The sequence below is a fragment of the Pseudomonas sp. Tav-5-1A genome, assembly GCF_055755055.1.
In genome coordinates this window covers 881,391-897,661 of sequence record NZ_CM146901.1, presented here as the reverse complement: position 1 = coordinate 897,661, position 16,271 = coordinate 881,391, and the positions used below count along the sequence as shown (strand labels likewise).

The following is a 16,271-nucleotide window of genomic DNA, read 5'->3' as shown; positions in this document are numbered from 1 at the left end:
AAATCACCGCTGGCGATTAAAAAAACCGCCAGGCAAGCCAATGGTGCTAAGCGCAGGCATTGTCAGGGCAAATAAAAACACTGTATAAATAACCAGATCTTTTTACCCAGGGAGCCGCCCCATGCTGGTGCACCTATCCGTACACAACTACGCCATCGTCGAACACCTGGACCTTGAGCTCGCACGCGGCATGAGCGTGATCACCGGCGAGACCGGCGCGGGCAAGTCCATCATGCTCGACGCGCTGGGGCTCACCCTAGGTGACCGCGCCGACAGCGGCGTAGTTCGACCGGGTGCCGACAAGGCCGACATCCTCGCCACCTTCGACCTGGGCGACATTCCCGAGGCGCGCACCTGGCTGGCCGAGCGCGACCTGGACAACAACAGCCCGTGCATCCTGCGCCGGGTCATCACCGCCGAAGGCCGTTCGCGCGGCTATATCAACGGCACGCCCTGCCCGCTCGGCGACCTGAAGGCGCTGGGCGAGCTGCTGATCGATATCCACAGCCAGCACGAGCACCAGTCTCTGCTGAAAACCGACACCCACCGGCGCCTGCTGGACGAGTACGCCGGCGCCACCGACCTGGCCCGCCAGGTGCAGCTGGCCGCACAGAAATGGCGCCAGACCCGCCAGGAGCTCGACCGCCTGTCGAACTCCGGCGACGAACAGCGCGCCCGCCACCAGCTGCTCAGCTACCAGCTGGAAGAGCTGGAGAACCTAAACCTGGGCGACAACGAACTGGAGCTGCTGGAGCAGGAACACAAGAACCTGACCAACGCCGAGGCACTGTTCGGCATCTGCCGCCAGGTGATCGACCATTGCAGCGAGAACGACTCGGGCAACGTGCTCAGCGCCCTCACCGCCAGCCTCAACCGCCTGACCGCGGTGCATAACGCCCCGCGCGCCCTGGGCGAGGCGGCCAGCATGCTGTCCAGCGCGCAGATCCAGGTAGAAGAAGCCGTGGGGGAGCTGAACCGCTTCCTCGACCACTTCGACGCCGACCCGGCGCGCCTGCAGCAACTGGAAGAGCGCCTGGACACCATCTATACCCTGGCGCGCAAGCACCGCATCCACCCCACCGAAGTGGCGGCGCTGCAACAGAAGCTGCTGGACGAAATCGAGACGTTGAACGCCAACGACGAGGCCATCGAGCGCCTGGCCGACGAAGTGAAAGCCTACGCCCGTCACTACCAGGAGCACGCCCGCGAACTCAGCGGCCTGCGCACGCAAGCCGCCACCCAGCTGGCCGCCGCAGTGGAAGTGGAAATCCAGCGCCTGGGCATGCCGGGCGGGCGATTCACCATCGAACTGCGCCCCCATGCCGGCGACGAACTGCTGCCCCATGGCCTGGAGCAGGTGGAACTGCTGGTCAGCGCCAACCCCGGCCAGCCGCTCAAGCCCCTGGCCAAGGTGGCCTCGGGCGGCGAGCTGTCGCGCATCAGCCTGGCCATCCAGGTAATCACCGCACAAACCTCGCGGGTGCCGACCCTGGTGTTCGACGAAGTGGACGTGGGCATCGGCGGCCCTACTGCCGAGATCGTCGGCCAACTGCTGCGCCGCCTGGGCGAGCGCGGCCAGGTGCTGACCGTCACCCACCTGCCGCAAGTAGCAGCGCAAGGCCATCACCACCTGTTCGTGCACAAACAGCGCGGCAGCGACGAAACCCGCACGGCGGTGGCCAGCCTTAATAAAGGAGAGCGTGTGGAAGAGGTGGCGCGGATGCTGGGCGGCATCGACCTGACCAAGGAATCCCTGGCCCACGCGAAAAAGATGGTAGTCACCGCCCGCTGCGGCTGATGACGATAATCTCTCTGAAAACCTCTGTGGGAGCTGGCTTGCCAGCGAGCTGTTGAGGCCCCAAAAACTCGCTGGCAAGCCAGCTCCCACAACGATCTCTGCCCAGAAAGCACAAAGGCGGCCCTAAGGCCGCCTTCGTTCGTCACGCAGGTCTATTACTTCTTCTTGCGTACGTGCAGTACCAGGTTATGGTCAACCAACTCATAACCATGACGCGCGGCGATGGCGTGTTGCAGTTTCTCGATTTCCTCGTCGACAAACTCGATGACCTCACCGGTATCCGCGTCAACCATGTGGTCGTGGTGGCCATTGTCAGCCAGCTCGAACACGGCATGGCCGCCATCGAAGTTATGGCGCACCACCAGGGAAGCAGCTTCGAATTGGGTCAGTACACGGTAAACCGTGGCCAGGCCCACATCTTCGCCTGCTTCCATCAGTGCCTTGTAGACATCCTCGGCACTCATGTGGCGTTGCTCTGCAGCGTCAAGCATTTGCAGGATCTTGACTCGAGGCAGGGTCACCTTGAGGCCGGCTTTTCGTAACTCGCTATTTTCAACCATGGTCAGCTTTCTCGCCGATGCTGCTTCGCAGCTTCTCTTAATGCGGGTATGATCGGGGTTTACGTTGTCCCAGCCAAGATAGTGGAAGTCGCCCACCGATGCAAAACACCAAGCACTTGCTATTCAGCCTCACCTTCGTGGGACTGCTCGCACTCGCCGGTTGTTCATTCCCCGGGGTTTACAAAATCGACATCCAGCAGGGCAATGTCGTCACGCAGGACATGATAGACCAGTTGCGCCCGGGAATGACCCGCCGGCAAGTACGGTTTATCATGGGCAACCCTCTGCTTGTCGATACGTTTCACGCCAATCGCTGGGATTACCTCTACAGTATCCAACCAGGTGGCGGCGAACGCCAGCAGGAACGGATGAGCGTTTTCTTCAACGAGAACGATCAACTGGCCAGCCTGTCGGGCGACTTCATGCCTGGCGTCAGCAAGGACCAGACCATCCTCGGCACTCCCGCCGCAGCGCCTGCTGAACCGGCCGAAAACGCGCCGCAGCCGGCCAAGGAAGCACCGGCCAAGCCGGGCTCCACCCTGGACCAGATCCAGCGCAGCGTCGACGACGTGAAAGTGGTGCCAGTGCCTACGCCAGCACCGATCGAAGCCAACCCGCAGTAAGCGGTTGGTACAAAAAAGCCCCGGCCAGTGCCGGGGCTTTTTTATTCGCCTGCGCGTAACCTCGCAGCTTCCGCGGCCTTGGCTGCGCGCATACGTCGCACCTCCTTGGGGTCGGCGATCAGCGGGCGGTACAGCTCGATGCGCTCCCCTGCCTCCACCGGGCGGGACGGGTCCGCCGCCACCTTGCCGAATACACCCATGGGGCAGGCCAGTACATCCAGCCCGGGGAAGTGCGCGGCAATGCCCGAGCGCTCCACCGCTTCACGCAGCGAGCAACCCACCGGCACCTGCACGCTCAGCAGCACCTGCCGGTCCACGGCGGCAAATACCACTTCCACCTCCAGGCTTGCCTCAGCCATAGAGCTGCTTGGCGCGCTGGCAGAACGCATCGACCATGGTGTTGGCGGCCTGGTTGAACAGTGGGCCCAGGGTGGCGCGCACAATGGAGCCGGCGTAGTCGAAGGACATGTCGAGGCTGATCTTGCAGGCCTTCTCGCCCAGCGGCTTGAACACCCACAGGCCATGCAGTTGGGTGAACGGGCCTTCCTCGAGGTTCATCTCGATGGACCTGCCAGGCACCAGTACATTTCGTGTGACAAATTTCTGCGAGAGCCCGCCCTTGGCCACTTCGAGGCTGGCGCGCATCAAGGTGTCAGTGTTTTCCAAAACCGTGCTGGACGAGCACCAGGGCAGGAACTGCGGGTAGTTAGCCACATCGTTGACCAGGTCATACAAGGCCTGCGCAGGGTAAGGCAGCAAGGCCGAACGTTGGATATGAGTAGTCATGAGTGCGTCATTTCCTCCGGTGCCTATCAGTCGACAGCAACCAGGCCCAGGTGATCAAAAAAGATCGCGCATTGTCCGGGATTCACCGCACGGGCTCAAGCACGTAGCTTCACCGTAGCCGACAACGTCGCGACTGCCTATAATGCGCCCCCTATGGCCAAACAAAAGAAACACCCCGAAGGGACTATCGCGCAGAACAAGAAGGCGCGACACGATTACTTCATCGAGCACAAGTTCGAGGCCGGTCTGGTCCTGTCCGGTTGGGAAGTAAAAAGTCTGCGTGCCGGCAAGGCGCAGTTGATCGACAGCTACGTCCTGCTCAAGGATGGCGAAGCCTGGCTGCTGGGCAGCCATATCACGCCCTTGACCGCGGCCAGTACGCACGTCATCGCTGACCCGGTACGTACCCGTAAACTGCTGCTGAACAAGCGCGAGCTGGAAAAACTGTTCACCCTGGTGCAACAGAAAGGCTACGCGTGCGTGGCGCTGTCCATGTACTGGAAGCAGCACCTGATCAAGTGCGAAATCGCGCTGGGCAAGGGCAAGAAGGAATACGACAAGCGCCATACCGAGCGCGAGCGCGATTCCGACCGCGAATTGCACCGCGCCGTGCGCACCAAGGGCAAGGACGAGTAACCAACACCACCCGTAGCAGCGGCCACAGGCCGCGTCACGGCCGCCGCGCGATCATCAGGTGTATCGCGCGGGGGGGGTGACGCAGCCTTCGGCAGCTGCTACGGGGTGGGGTTACAGGCCTTTGCGCCGCTCGGCCCGCGCCACGCGCTGCACCTGCTGCCTGACTTCATCCAGCACTTCCTGCACATACAGGATATGCCGGCTGGAGATCTCCCGGGCGTCTTCGGCACGCCCCTCGATAATGGCCTCGTACAGCTCGCGGTGCTGGCTGATCAGCATGTCGCGGGTCTCGCTGCGCTGCTGGTACATGCCACCAATGTTGATCACCACGTTGCGCTTGAGCAGGTCGAACAACCCGCGAATGGTGTGCAGCAACACCGCGTTGTGGCTGGCCTCGGCAATGGCCAGGTGGAAATTGGCGTCGGCCGCGCCCTCCTCGGCCCGGGTCACGTTGTCTTCCCGCGCATAGCAATCCAGCAACGCCTCGAACGCTACCTTCAACCGCTCCCGGTCCAGCTCGGTGGCGCGCTTGGCCGCGTAAAACGCGCAGGACGCCTCCAGGGTGTGGCGAAACTCCAGCAAATCGCGCTGGGACTCGGGGTTGCTTTCCAGCAGCTGCATCAGCGGGTCGCTGAAGGTAGACCCCAGCGACTCCACGACATAGTTACCACCGCCCTGCCGGCTCATCAGCATGCCCTTGGCCACCAGCTTCTGGATGGCCTCGCGCAACGACGGCCGTGACACGCCAAACTGCTCCGCCAACGCCCGCTCGGCAGGCAGCCGCTCACCGGCACGCAGGGTGCCTTCCAGAATCATCCCTTCCAGCCGCTCGACGATATCGTCGGACAGACGGCGCTGCCGCACCTGATCAAACGCCATGAAACACCTCACCACTCATCCAACTGCGACCAAAGTTTCAGGGTGACAAATTGACACACTGACAGCAGGGCCTCTAACCTAGCACACATGCATTGTAAATTGGTATTACCAATTTGCCAATGCCAGTGCAGTGCCTGACCAACAACAATTAGGGGCCACCCCACATGCAAACCTGGCAACAACTCTACAGCCCGCTCGGCAGCCTCGGTTTATCCGCCCTCGCCGCCGTCATCCCGATCGTCTTCTTCTTCCTCGCTTTGGCCGTGTTGCGCCTCAAAGGCCACGTGGCCGGCAGCATCACCCTGGTGCTAGCGGTGCTGGTGGCGATCTTCGCCTTCGGCATGCCCGCCGACATGGCCCTGGCGGCCGCCGGCTATGGCTTCATCTACGGCCTGTGGCCCATCGCCTGGATCATCGTGGCGGCGGTGTTCCTCTACAAGCTCACCGTGAAGAGCGGCCAGTTCGAAATCATCCGCAGCTCGGTGCTGTCCATCACCGACGACCAGCGCCTGCAGGTGCTGCTGATCGGCTTCTGCTTCGGTGCGTTCCTGGAAGGCGCCGCCGGCTTCGGTGCACCCGTGGCCATCACCGCGGCGCTGCTGGTGGGCCTGGGCTTCAACCCGCTGTACGCCGCCGGCCTGTGCCTGATCGCCAACACCGCGCCCGTGGCGTTCGGCGCCCTGGGCATCCCGATCATCGTCGCCGGCCAGGTCACGGGCATCGACGCCTTCAAGATCGGCGCCATGGCCGGCCGCCAGCTGCCGCTGCTGTCGGTGTTCGTACCGTTCTGGCTGGTGTTCATGATGGACGGCATGCGCGGCGTGCGCGAAACCTGGCCAGCCGCCCTGGTGGCCGGCGCCAGCTTCGCCATCACCCAGTACTTCACCTCCAACTTCATTGGCCCGGAACTGCCGGACATCACCTCGGCGCTGGTCAGCCTTATCGCCCTGACCCTGTTCCTGAAAGTCTGGCAGCCGCACCGCAGCGCCGGCGACCACATTGCCGGCACCGCCGAGGGCGCATCGGCCGTGGCCAGCGTCGGCGGCTTCGGCAAGCCACGCACGCAGCTGGTCTCGCCCTACAGCCTGGGCGAGATCTTCAAGGCCTGGTCGCCGTTCCTGATCCTCACCGTGCTGGTGACCATCTGGACCTTGAAACCCTTCAAGGCACTGTTCGCCGCCGGCGGCGCCATGTACTCGACGGTGTTCAACTTCGCCATCCCGCACCTGGACCAACTGGTGATCAAGATGGCGCCGATTGCCGCCACGCCAACGCCCATCGCCGCGGTGTTCAAGCTGGACCCGATTGCCGCCACCGGCACCGCCATCTTCCTCGCCGCGCTGATCTCCATGGCCGTGCTGAAGATCAAGGCGAAGATTGGTCTTACCACTTTCTTTGAAACCCTGTTCGAGCTGCGCTGGCCCATCCTGTCCATCGGCATGGTGCTGGCCTTCGCCTTCGTCACCAACTACTCGGGCATGTCTTCGACCATGGCCCTGGTGCTGGCGGCCACCGGCACGGCGTTCCCGTTCTTCTCGCCGTTCCTGGGCTGGCTGGGGGTGTTCCTGACCGGTTCCGACACCTCCTCCAACGCACTGTTCAGCTCGCTGCAGGCCACCACCGCGCACCAGATCAACGTCAGCGACACCCTGCTGGTGGCCGCCAATACCAGCGGTGGCGTGACCGGCAAGATGATCTCGCCGCAGTCCATCGCCGTGGCCTGCGCCGCCACCGGCCTGGTGGGCAAGGAGTCGGACCTGTTCCGCTTTACGCTCAAGCACAGCCTGTTCTTCGCCACCATCGTCGGCCTGATCACCCTGGCCCAGGCCTACTGGTTCACCGGCATGCTGGTGCATTGATGCAACACGCCCGGCGCTGCCCTGGGCGGCGCCGGTACTGATAACCCCGGCCCTCGCGGCCGGCTAACCGGGCCAACCCGGAGACAACGCCTGATGAGCGAGCTTTTCCACAACGCCATGCCCAACGCCACCCGCGTTGCGCCCCCCATTCCCCAGCCGCGCCGCTACCCTGCGGCGAAGCCTGCGCGGGTGTACCTGTTCGGCACCTGCGTGGTCGACCTGTTCTACCCCGAGGCCGGCATGGACGCGATCCGCCTGCTGGAACGCGAAGGCATCCGCGTCGATTTCCCCCGGGGCCAGACCTGCTGCGGCCAGCCGGCCTACACCAGCGGCTACACCGACCAGGCCCGCGAAGTGGCGCGCGCGCAGCTCAAGCTGTTCGCCAACGACCAACCGGTGGTGGTGCCCTCGGGCTCCTGCGCCGGCATGCTGCGCCAGCACTACGCCGACCTGTTCAAGGACGAGCCTGAAATGTTCGAGCAGGTGCAGGCCCTGGCCGAACGCACCTATGAGCTGGCCGAATTCCTGCTGCACGTGTGCAAGGTGCAGCTCAAGGACCGCGGCCAACCGGTGAAAGTGGCGCTGCACACCTCCTGCTCCGCCCGCCGCGAAATGAACACCCACCTGCACGGCCGCGCCCTGCTGGCGCAACTCGGCAACGTCGAGCGCGTGGAGCACAGCCATGAAAGCGAATGCTGCGGCTTCGGTGGGACCTTCAGCGTGCGCATGCCGGACATTTCCGGCGCCATGGTGGCCGACAAGACCCGCAACCTGAAGGAGTCCGGCGCCCACCAGGTGCTCAGCGCCGACTGCGGCTGCCTGATGAACATCAACGGCGCCCTGGAAAAACAACGCGAAGCCCTGCGCGGCCAACACCTGGCCACCTTCCTGTGGCAGCGCAGCGGGGGTGGCCAATGACCAGCCAGGCACGCATTCCCGCCGTCGAAATCGAAGACGATTTCCGCACCCGCGCCCACCAGGCCTTGGGCGACACGCAACTGCGCAACAACTTCCGCACCGCCATGGACTCGCTGATGACCAAGCGCGCCGTGGCCTTCGCCGACCCCGACGAGCGCGAGCAACTGCGCGCCCTGGGCAACGCCATCCGCGCCCGCGCCCTGTCCAAGCTGCCCGACCTGCTGGAAACCCTGGAGCGCAACCTCACCCGCAACGGCGTCAAGGTGCACTGGGCCGAGACCGTGGACCAGGCCAATGCCATCGTCCAGGGCATCATCGACGCCCACGGCGCGCGCCAAGTGATCAAGGGCAAGTCCATGGTCAGCGAAGAGATGGAAATGAACCACGCCCTGGAGGCCCGCGGCATCGAATGCCTGGAGTCCGACATGGGCGAGTACATTGTCCAGCTGGACCACGAGAAACCGTCGCACATCATCATGCCGGCCATCCACAAGAACGCCGGCCAGGTGGCGTCGCTGTTCCACGACAAACTCGGCGTGGAATACACCCAGGATGTCGACCATCTGATCCAGATCGGCCGCCGCGTGCTGCGGCAGAAATTCTTCGAGGCCGACATCGGCGTGTCCGGCGTCAACTTCGCCGTGGCCGAGACCGGCACCCTGCTGCTGGTGGAAAACGAAGGCAACGGCCGCATGACCACCAGCGTGCCGCCCGTGCACATCGCCGTCACCGGCATCGAGAAGGTGGTGGAAAACCTACGTGACACCGTGCCCCTGCTGTCGCTGCTGACCCGCTCGGCCTTGGGCATTCCCATCACCACCTACGTCAACATGATCAGCGGCCCGCGCAAGGCCGACGAGCTGGACGGCCCCCAGGAAGTGCACCTGGTGCTGCTGGACAACGGCCGCAGCCAGGCCTTCGCCGACAGCGAACTGCGCCAGACCCTCAACTGCATCCGCTGCGGCGCCTGCATGAACCACTGCCCGGTGTACACCCGCGTCGGCGGCCACACCTACGGCGAGGTGTACCCCGGCCCCATCGGCAAAATCATCACCCCGCACCTGGTGGGCCTGGCCAAGGTGCCAGACCACCCCAGCGCCTCGTCGCTGTGCGGCGCCTGCGGTGAAGTGTGCCCGGTGAAAATCCCCATCCCGGCCATCCTGCGGCGCCTGCGCGAAGAAAACGTCAAGGCGCCGGACAGTCCAAACCCAGTGATGCGCGGCCAGGGCAGCAAGTATTCGCGCAAGGAACGCTTCATCTGGAACGCCTGGGCCACGCTCAACCGCTCGCCGCTGCTGTACCGCGCGTTCAGCTTCTGCGCCACGCGCCTGCGCCGCCTGGCGCCGAGCAACGTCGGCCCCTGGACGCAAAACCACAGCGCCCCACAACCCGCCGCGCGCTCACTGCACGACCTGGCTCGCGACCACCTGGGAGACAACAAATGAGCGCCAAGCAGAACATTCTGGGGAAACTGCGGCACAGCCTGACCGGCACCACGCCCATTGTGGATAACTTCGACGAAGCCCTGGTCACCCGCCCGTGGACTTATCCACAAGGCGAGCGCCTGGCCCAGCTGCGCAAGCTGATGGAAGCCGTGCACACCGAAATCCACCTGACCACCGACGCCGCCTGGCCAGCGTTGCTGGCGCAGCTGCTGCGCGACCGCCAACTGCCCAACCTGCTGATCGCCCCCGGCACGCCCCACGGCCAGCGCGTCAGCGCCCATTGGCAAAGCGAGCCTGGCCTGCCAACCCTGAAAGCCTACGACCGTCCGGTAGAGGAGTGGAAAGCCGAGCTGTTCAACCACACCAGCGCCGGCCTCACCAGCACCCTGGGCGCCATCGCCGCCACCGGCAGCCTGATCCTGTGGCCGACCCGCGAGGAACCGCGGCTGATGAGCCTGGTGCCGCCGGTGCATTTCGCCCTGCTGAAGGCCAGCCAGATCCACGACAACCTCTACAGCGTGCAACACCAGTTCAACTGGGCCGCCGGCATGCCCACCAACGCACTGCTAATCTCCGGGCCATCGAAGACCGCCGACATCGAACAGGTGCTGGCCTATGGCGCCCACGGGCCCAAGGACCTGGTGGTACTGATTCTGGAGGACCAATGAGCCTGCCCGCTGCCTTCCTGCGTGACGCCTGCCAGCTGATACCGGCCGCACGCCGTTTCGACGACCCCACCTCCACCCTGGCCTTCGGCACCGACGCCAGCTTCTACCGGCTGATTCCCAAGCTGGTGATTCGCGTCGAGTCCGAAGACGAAGTGGTGGCGCTGCTCAAGCTGGCCCACCAGCACCAGGTGCCCGTCACCTTCCGCGCCGCCGGCACCAGCCTGTCCGGCCAGGCCATCAGCGACTCGGTGCTGCTGGTGCTGGGCGACAACTGGAACGGCCGCGAAATACGTGGCCAGGGCACGCAGATCCGCCTGCAACCCGGCGTCATCGGCGCCCAGGCCAACGCCTGGCTGGCGCCGTTCGGGCGCAAGATCGGCCCCGACCCGGCGTCGATCAACGCCTGCAAAATCGGCGGCATCGTCGCCAACAACGCCAGCGGCATGTGCTGCGGCACCGCGCAGAACACCTACCACACCCTGGCCGGCATCCGCCTGGTGCTGGCCGACGGCACGCGCCTGGACAGCGAAGACCCGGCCAGCGTCGCCGCCTTCCGCCACAGCCACGGCGCCCTGCTCGACCGTTTGGCGGAACTGGGCCGCGAGACCCGCGCCAACGCAGAACTGGCCGCACGAATCCGCCACAAATACCGTCTGAAAAACACCACCGGCCTGTCACTCAACGCCCTGGTGGACTACGACGACCCGCTGGACATCCTCAGCCACCTGCTGGTCGGCTCCGAAGGCACCCTGGGCTTCATCAGCGCTGTCACCTACGACACCGTCATCGACCACCCTTTCAAGGCCTCGGCGCTGATCGTCTTCCCCAGCGTGGAAACCTGCTGCAACGCCGTCACCGTGCTCAAGACCCAACCGGTGGCCGCCGTGGAACTGCTGGACCGCCGCAGCCTGCGCTCGGTGCAGAACATGAAGGGCATGCCCGCGTTCGTCCGCGAATTGTCCGACGGCGCCTGCGCCCTGCTGATCGAAAGCCGCGCCGCCAGCCAGGCCCTGCTGCACCAACAACTGGCGCTGATCATGGCCGCCCTGGCGCCGTTCCCGGTGGAACGCCAGGTCGACTTCAGCGAAGACCCGGTGGAAAACGCCCGCCTGTGGGCCATCCGCAAAGACACCTTCCCGGCCGTGGGCGCCGTGCGCCAGACCGGCACCACGGTGATCATCGAAGACGTGACCTTCCCGGTCGAACAACTGGCCATCGGCGTCAACCGCCTCATCGCCCTGTTCGACAAACACCGCTACGACGAAGCCATCCTGTTCGGCCATGCCCTGGAGGGCAACCTGCACTTCGTCTTCACCCAGGGCTTCAACAACCCCGCGGAAGTGGCGCGCTACCAGGCCTTCATGGACGACGTGGCGCAGTTGGTGGCGGTGGAATTCGGCGGCTCGCTGAAAGCCGAGCACGGCACCGGCCGCAACATGGCGCCCTTCGTCGAACTGGAATGGGGCCACGACGCCTACCAGCTGATGTGGCAGCTCAAGCGCCTGCTCGACCCCACCGGCATCCTCAACCCTGACGTGGTGCTCAGCGAAGACCCACAGATCCATCTGAAAAATCTGAAGCCACTGCCCGCCGCCGACGACATCGTCGACAAATGCATCGAGTGCGGCTTCTGCGAACCGGTGTGCCCGTCCAAAGGCCTGACCCTCAGCCCCCGGCAGCGCATCGTGATGTGGCGCGACATCCAGGCGAAAAAACGCGCCGGCACCGACACCACCGCCCTGGAACAGGACTTCCAATACCAGGGCATCGACACCTGCGCCGCCACCGGCCTGTGCGCCCAGCGCTGCCCGGTGGGCATCAACACCGGCGAACTGGTGAAAAAGCTGCGCGCCCGCAACGCCCACAACCTCAAGGCCGCCACCTGGCTGGGCGAACACTTCAGCACCGCACTCAAGGGCGCACGCTTCACCCTGCACGTGGCCAACGGCGCGCGCCTGCTGCTAGGCGCGCCGCGCCTGGCCAGCCTGTCCGCCAGCCTCACCCGCGCCTCCAAAGGCCGCGTGCCGCTGTGGACCGCCGCCATGCCGCAACCGGAAAACGCCTTCCGCATCACCCCCCCGGTCACCGACGCCCGCCCCCGCGTGGTGTACCTGGCCGCCTGCGTGTCCCGCGTCATGGGCCCGGCCGCCAGCGACCGCGAACAAGCGTCCCTGCTCGACAAAACCCGTGGCCTGCTGGAAAAAGCCGGCTACCAGGTCATATTCCCCGCCAACCAGGACAGCCTCTGCTGCGGCCAGCCCTTCGCCTCCAAAGGCTACCCCGAGCAGGCCGAACACAAACGCCAGGAACTCATCGCCGCCCTGCTCACCGCCAGCCGCGGCGGCCTCGACCCCATCTACTGCGACACCAGCCCCTGCACCCTGCGCCTGGTGCAGGACCTTACCGACACCCGCCTGGACCTCTACGACCCGGTGCGCTTCATCCGCACCCACCTGCTGGACAAACTGGTGTTCACCCCGCAAGACACGCCCATTGCCGTGCACGTCACCTGCAGCACCCAGCACCTGGGCGAAAGCCAAGCGCTCATCGACCTGGCACGGCGCTGCAGCACAAACGTCGTCATCCCCGAAGGCATCCACTGCTGCGGCTTCGCCGGCGACAAAGGCTTCACCACCCCCGAACTCAACGACCACGCCCTGCGCACGCTAAAGGATGCCGTCCACTACTGCGAAGAAGGCATCTCCACCAGCCGCACCTGTGAAATAGGCCTGAGCAGCCACAGCGGCATCGACTACCACAGCCTGGTCTACCTGGTAGACCGCGTCACCCGCCCACGGGCACTCTGAGGCCTGAACCACGCCGACCCCGTAGCCGCTGCCGCCAGGCTGCGCTGGCCCTATGACTCACTGAAAATCTTCAGGGTTCATACCGCCCAGCGCAGCCTGCGGCAGCGGCTACAGAAGTATTCTGTTGCAATTGAAATGGCTTTTTCACACTATCGCCGCGCAAATATTTCGAACCCCTTGCACCCCCCAAAGTCCATCTATCAAGGCCTGCTAAAAAGGCTCAATCGCGCTCGGTGCCTGAGCCTTTCCTGGTCGGCGCTGCCGAGTCTTCCACGTCGAGGAGACTTACCATGAAACGCCTTACCCTGACCGGCCTGTGCATGGCCGCCGCCCTGATGACCTCCCACGCCTTCGCCGCCGACGACCTGTGCGCCGCCAACCTGCAGAAAATCGACGACGCCGACAAAACCGCCGGCAGCGCCTCCGCGCAAATCATGGAAACCAACAAGGAAGACATCCAGAAAGCCCAGGCCGCCCAGGCCAGCGGCGACAAGAAAACCTGCATCGCCCTGTCCACCCGCGTGCTGGGCGACATCGACAAAGCCACCAACACCGACGGCAAATCGCAGTAAAGCCGTCCAGACGTGACAGACGGTCGACTCCCGCCACGTTTTGCCGTACACTGAGCGTCCTGCCCGCTAGCGCGGACAGGCAAGAGCAGAAAGCGGGGCCGATTAGGATTCGACGCCGGTAACGAAACTCTAGGTGCATGCCGAGTGGGTAACAGAACTCGTAAATCCACTGTTGCAAACTTTATAATTGCCAATGATGACAATTACGGGGAATTCGCTCTCGCCGCGTAAGCGGTGTTAGCTTTCCCTTCTGGTAGCTTCGGCTCCAGCAATCGTTAGAGGATGTCTGTAAACTCGAAGCGATTGTCATATAGAACAGAATCGTCGCCTAGTACGTTGTGGACGAAGCGCCTAAAACTTACACAACTCGCCTGAAGCACCCTGCCCGTCGGGCGGCCGAGGGTTAACTTAGTAGACACGGCTAAGCATGTAGAACCGACAGCAGAGTACTGGCGGACGGGGGTTCAAATCCCCCCGGCTCCACCATTTCAACATCTAAAGACGTCCACGGACGTCTTTTTTTGTGCCTTAAATTCACTTAAATCAATGACTTACAGCGCTTTTAAGGGCCAGAGAGGTTTTTGGAGTTCCAGACGGTATGGTATCCCAGGTGGTATCCCGGGCTACCCAGTGCTATTTTTAGGATACCAAAACGGTGCCCCGAGGTAGCTCTCATGCCTACTCAAGCAACCCGTCTCTCCGACCGCCAGCTCAAGGCGGTCAAGGCAACCGGTAAGGATTTCGTCCTCAGCGACGGTGACGGCCTGCAGCTTCGCGTCAGAGCTAGCGGCTCGATGATGTGGAACTTCAATTACCGCGAACCGTTGACCAGAAGCCGTATCAACATGGCGCTCGGTCCCTACCCAGACCTCTCATTAGCCAACGCTCGGAAAAAAGCTGTGGAGGCACGCGAGCTGCTCGCCCTGGGCATTGATCCAAAAGTCCAACGGGACGAGGTAAGGCAAACCAAACTCGCTGAGACTGAACACACCTTCGAGAAGGTGGCCACGGCGTGGTTCGAGCTGAAGAAAGACTCGGTAACCAAGGCCTACGCCGAGGACATTTGGCGCTCGCTCACGCTTCATGTTTTCCCAAGCATGAAAACAACACCGCTCTCGCAAATCACCGCCCCGATGGTCATCAAGTTCCTTCGTCCAATCGAGGCTAAAGGCAGCCTTGAAACCGTGAAGCGATTGAGCCAACGGCTCAACGAAATCATGACCTATGGGGTCAACTCTGGACTGATACATGCGAATCCACTGAATGGAATTCGCGCGGTGTTCAAGAAACCGAAGAAAGAGAACATGGCTGCACTTCCTCCCGAACAGCTCCCCGAGCTAATGCTGGAAATCGCCAATGCGAGTATCAAGCGCACGACTCGCTGCCTGATAGAATGGCAGCTGCACACCATGACTCGTCCTGCCGAGGCGGCGACTACTCGCTGGGTAGACATCGATTTCGAAAAAAGAATCTGGACCATCCCGCCAGAGCGAATGAAAAAGCGTCGACCACACAGCATTCCATTGAGCGACCAGGCAATCGCATTGCTGAACTCTCTTAAGCTTCACAGCGGCCATCGGGAATACGTCTTCCCGGCAGACAGAAATCCGCGCACCCACGCCAATAGCCAAACCGCCAACATGGCGTTGAAACGCATGGGTTTCCAGGACCGATTAGTCAGCCACGGCATGCGCTCCATGGCCAGCACTATCTTGAATGAGCATGGGTGGGACCCGGAGCTCATTGAGGTCGCACTGGCGCACGTCGACAAGGATGAGGTGAGGAGTGCCTACAACCGAGCCGACTACATCGAACGCCGGCGCCCGATGATGGCTTGGTGGAGTGAGTACATCCAGAAAGCCGCCACCGGCAGCCTGCTCGCCTCAGCGTACGGTCAAGTCAGAGACAAGAACGTGGTGCCGATTCGCTAGCGCTGTACAGGCGCAAGAACTGCAGCAACAACTGAACGTTCAAGATTCGGGGCAAGCAGCCTCGCTTATCCGCTTCTAAGCGCGGGTCCATCCAAACAGGGCTGCAAAGCCGCCCTGTTTGGATGGACCTTACTTTAAAGAGCTAAAAGCGACCACGTTGTCCAGGATTTACCACGGAATTCCATCGGTGGATAACCGTTCTTCAAGTCCAAAGTGGCGCTGAATTTCGAACCTTGACCTGGTTTATCCACAGGCGTAAAAGTGACCGTGCAAGCGCTGTCGATGACAGCAACCCAGGTGGCCCGAACCTTGAAGGTCACGCCGCTCTCGCGGTGGTTCCCCCCAAAAGGCGATTCGCGTCCGGCAGCTCGCCCGGTCACCTCCACGGTGATGGATGCCTACTTCAGATCATGGCCCTCGTGCGCCAGTCGACACTTCCTACTTCGCTGCCCTGCAGCAACCTACCCGCTTGGCCAAATCTTGCGCCAACCTGCGCCCGTCTCTTTCTCCTGGAAAGAGACGGGCGCTTCTACCACTGCTGCAGCCCTAATCGCACATGGCTTTGCGGCAGTCCCCCTAGTGACAATCGGCGTGACAAACACCGATGTCGCCAGCAACAGCGATGTAGATGATGGTGCCGCAGACCAGGGAATGGACTGCACCTGACTGACAGTCAGGCATGCCCCGGTCATCGCATTGCTGCTTTCACCCCGCTCAGGATCTTTAGGCATTGGTCTCGTCAGCCAGCGCTGCCTCCACCCGCCCACTTCTTCGCAAGTGTTCAGGAGG

Annotated in this window: 14 protein-coding genes and 1 other RNA gene; 11 read left to right on the top strand and 4 right to left on the bottom strand. The window is 63.1% G+C overall.

What is annotated here, in order from left to right; translation table 11 throughout:
- Positions 1 to 121 precede the first annotated feature (121 nt).
- Positions 122 to 1,798 (top strand): DNA repair protein RecN, encoded by a 1,677-nt coding sequence (gene recN, locus AC0J42_RS04145; protein WP_473005333.1) that lies wholly within the window; start codon positions 122 to 124, stop codon positions 1,796 to 1,798.
- Positions 1,799 to 1,953: 155 nt separating this feature from the next.
- Here recN and fur read toward each other — a convergent pair whose 3' ends face one another.
- The gene (gene fur / locus AC0J42_RS04140; protein ID WP_473006810.1) at positions 1,954 to 2,358 is read right to left on the bottom strand and encodes a ferric iron uptake transcriptional regulator; all 405 of its coding nucleotides are present in this window, start codon (positions 2,356 to 2,358) and stop codon (positions 1,954 to 1,956) included.
- A gap of 98 nt (positions 2,359 to 2,456) precedes the next feature.
- Between fur and AC0J42_RS04135 the strand changes: the two genes are divergently transcribed.
- The gene (locus tag AC0J42_RS04135; RefSeq protein WP_416422388.1) at positions 2,457 to 2,981 is read left to right on the top strand and encodes an outer membrane protein assembly factor BamE; all 525 of its coding nucleotides are present in this window, start codon (positions 2,457 to 2,459) and stop codon (positions 2,979 to 2,981) included.
- Positions 2,982 to 3,022: 41 nt separating this feature from the next.
- On the opposite strand, the gene AC0J42_RS04130 is transcribed toward AC0J42_RS04135, so the two are convergent.
- On the bottom strand, positions 3,023 to 3,340 hold the full coding sequence (locus AC0J42_RS04130; RefSeq protein ID WP_473005332.1) for an RnfH family protein: 318 nt from the start codon (positions 3,338 to 3,340) through the stop codon (positions 3,023 to 3,025).
- Positions 3,333 to 3,767, bottom strand: a complete 435-nt coding sequence (locus tag AC0J42_RS04125) for a type II toxin-antitoxin system RatA family toxin (protein WP_416422386.1) — start codon at positions 3,765 to 3,767, stop codon at positions 3,333 to 3,335. The genes AC0J42_RS04130 and AC0J42_RS04125 overlap by 8 nt, the downstream gene beginning before the upstream one ends.
- Before the next feature lie 153 nt (positions 3,768 to 3,920).
- Here AC0J42_RS04125 and smpB point away from each other — a divergent pair, with 153 nt between their 5' ends.
- Positions 3,921 to 4,403, top strand: a complete 483-nt coding sequence (gene smpB, locus AC0J42_RS04120) for an SsrA-binding protein SmpB (RefSeq protein ID WP_008373856.1) — start codon at positions 3,921 to 3,923, stop codon at positions 4,401 to 4,403.
- 111 nt (positions 4,404 to 4,514) lie between these two features.
- Here the strand turns inward: smpB and AC0J42_RS04115 are convergent, their stop codons facing one another.
- Entirely contained in the window at positions 4,515 to 5,282 is a 768-nt protein-coding gene (locus tag AC0J42_RS04115; protein ID WP_416422385.1) for a GntR family transcriptional regulator, read from the bottom strand.
- Positions 5,283 to 5,446: 164 nt separating this feature from the next.
- Between AC0J42_RS04115 and AC0J42_RS04110 the strand changes: the two genes are divergently transcribed.
- The 8 genes from AC0J42_RS04110 (at position 5,447) to AC0J42_RS04075 (ending at position 15,482) form a co-directional block, all read left to right on the top strand.
- Positions 5,447 to 7,141, top strand: a complete 1,695-nt coding sequence (locus AC0J42_RS04110) for a lactate permease LctP family transporter (RefSeq protein ID WP_473005331.1) — start codon at positions 5,447 to 5,449, stop codon at positions 7,139 to 7,141.
- A 93-nt stretch (positions 7,142 to 7,234) separates the two neighbouring features.
- Positions 7,235 to 8,059, top strand: coding sequence for a (Fe-S)-binding protein (locus AC0J42_RS04105; protein ID WP_473005330.1), 825 nt, complete (start codon positions 7,235 to 7,237; stop codon positions 8,057 to 8,059).
- Positions 8,056 to 9,504: a LutB/LldF family L-lactate oxidation iron-sulfur protein gene (locus AC0J42_RS04100; RefSeq protein ID WP_473005329.1), complete on the top strand. Its 1,449-nt coding sequence runs from the start codon at positions 8,056 to 8,058 to the stop codon at positions 9,502 to 9,504. Before AC0J42_RS04105 ends, AC0J42_RS04100 begins: the two co-directional genes overlap by 4 nt.
- Complete coding sequence (locus AC0J42_RS04095) at positions 9,501 to 10,172, top strand: LutC/YkgG family protein (protein ID WP_473005328.1); 672 nt, start codon at positions 9,501 to 9,503, stop codon at positions 10,170 to 10,172. Before AC0J42_RS04100 ends, AC0J42_RS04095 begins: the two co-directional genes overlap by 4 nt.
- Positions 10,169 to 12,979, top strand: coding sequence for an FAD-binding and (Fe-S)-binding domain-containing protein (locus AC0J42_RS04090; protein WP_473005327.1), 2,811 nt, complete (start codon positions 10,169 to 10,171; stop codon positions 12,977 to 12,979). Before AC0J42_RS04095 ends, AC0J42_RS04090 begins: the two co-directional genes overlap by 4 nt.
- A gap of 290 nt (positions 12,980 to 13,269) precedes the next feature.
- Entirely contained in the window at positions 13,270 to 13,551 is a 282-nt protein-coding gene (locus AC0J42_RS04085; RefSeq protein ID WP_416422379.1) for a hypothetical protein, read from the top strand.
- A 94-nt stretch (positions 13,552 to 13,645) separates the two neighbouring features.
- Positions 13,646 to 14,037, top strand: a transfer-messenger RNA (tmRNA) gene (gene ssrA, locus AC0J42_RS04080).
- Between the two features lie 188 nt (positions 14,038 to 14,225).
- Positions 14,226 to 15,482: an integrase domain-containing protein gene (locus AC0J42_RS04075; RefSeq protein ID WP_473005326.1), complete on the top strand. Its 1,257-nt coding sequence runs from the start codon at positions 14,226 to 14,228 to the stop codon at positions 15,480 to 15,482.
- The last annotated feature ends 789 nt before the right edge of the window (positions 15,483 to 16,271 follow it).

Coding starts and splice junctions, on each gene's coding strand:
- recN (WP_473005333.1), top strand. CDS start 122: ATGCTGGTGCACCTATCCGTACACAACTACGCCATCGTCGAACACCTG.
- fur (WP_473006810.1), bottom strand. CDS start 2,358: ATGGTTGAAAATAGCGAGTTACGAAAAGCCGGCCTCAAGGTGACCCTG.
- AC0J42_RS04135 (WP_416422388.1), top strand. CDS start 2,457: ATGCAAAACACCAAGCACTTGCTATTCAGCCTCACCTTCGTGGGACTG.
- AC0J42_RS04130 (WP_473005332.1), bottom strand. CDS start 3,340: ATGGCTGAGGCAAGCCTGGAGGTGGAAGTGGTATTTGCCGCCGTGGAC.
- AC0J42_RS04125 (WP_416422386.1), bottom strand. CDS start 3,767: ATGACTACTCATATCCAACGTTCGGCCTTGCTGCCTTACCCTGCGCAG.
- smpB (WP_008373856.1), top strand. CDS start 3,921: ATGGCCAAACAAAAGAAACACCCCGAAGGGACTATCGCGCAGAACAAG.
- AC0J42_RS04115 (WP_416422385.1), bottom strand. CDS start 5,282: ATGGCGTTTGATCAGGTGCGGCAGCGCCGTCTGTCCGACGATATCGTC.
- AC0J42_RS04110 (WP_473005331.1), top strand. CDS start 5,447: ATGCAAACCTGGCAACAACTCTACAGCCCGCTCGGCAGCCTCGGTTTA.
- AC0J42_RS04105 (WP_473005330.1), top strand. CDS start 7,235: ATGAGCGAGCTTTTCCACAACGCCATGCCCAACGCCACCCGCGTTGCG.
- AC0J42_RS04100 (WP_473005329.1), top strand. CDS start 8,056: ATGACCAGCCAGGCACGCATTCCCGCCGTCGAAATCGAAGACGATTTC.
- AC0J42_RS04095 (WP_473005328.1), top strand. CDS start 9,501: ATGAGCGCCAAGCAGAACATTCTGGGGAAACTGCGGCACAGCCTGACC.
- AC0J42_RS04090 (WP_473005327.1), top strand. CDS start 10,169: ATGAGCCTGCCCGCTGCCTTCCTGCGTGACGCCTGCCAGCTGATACCG.
- AC0J42_RS04085 (WP_416422379.1), top strand. CDS start 13,270: ATGAAACGCCTTACCCTGACCGGCCTGTGCATGGCCGCCGCCCTGATG.
- AC0J42_RS04075 (WP_473005326.1), top strand. CDS start 14,226: ATGCCTACTCAAGCAACCCGTCTCTCCGACCGCCAGCTCAAGGCGGTC.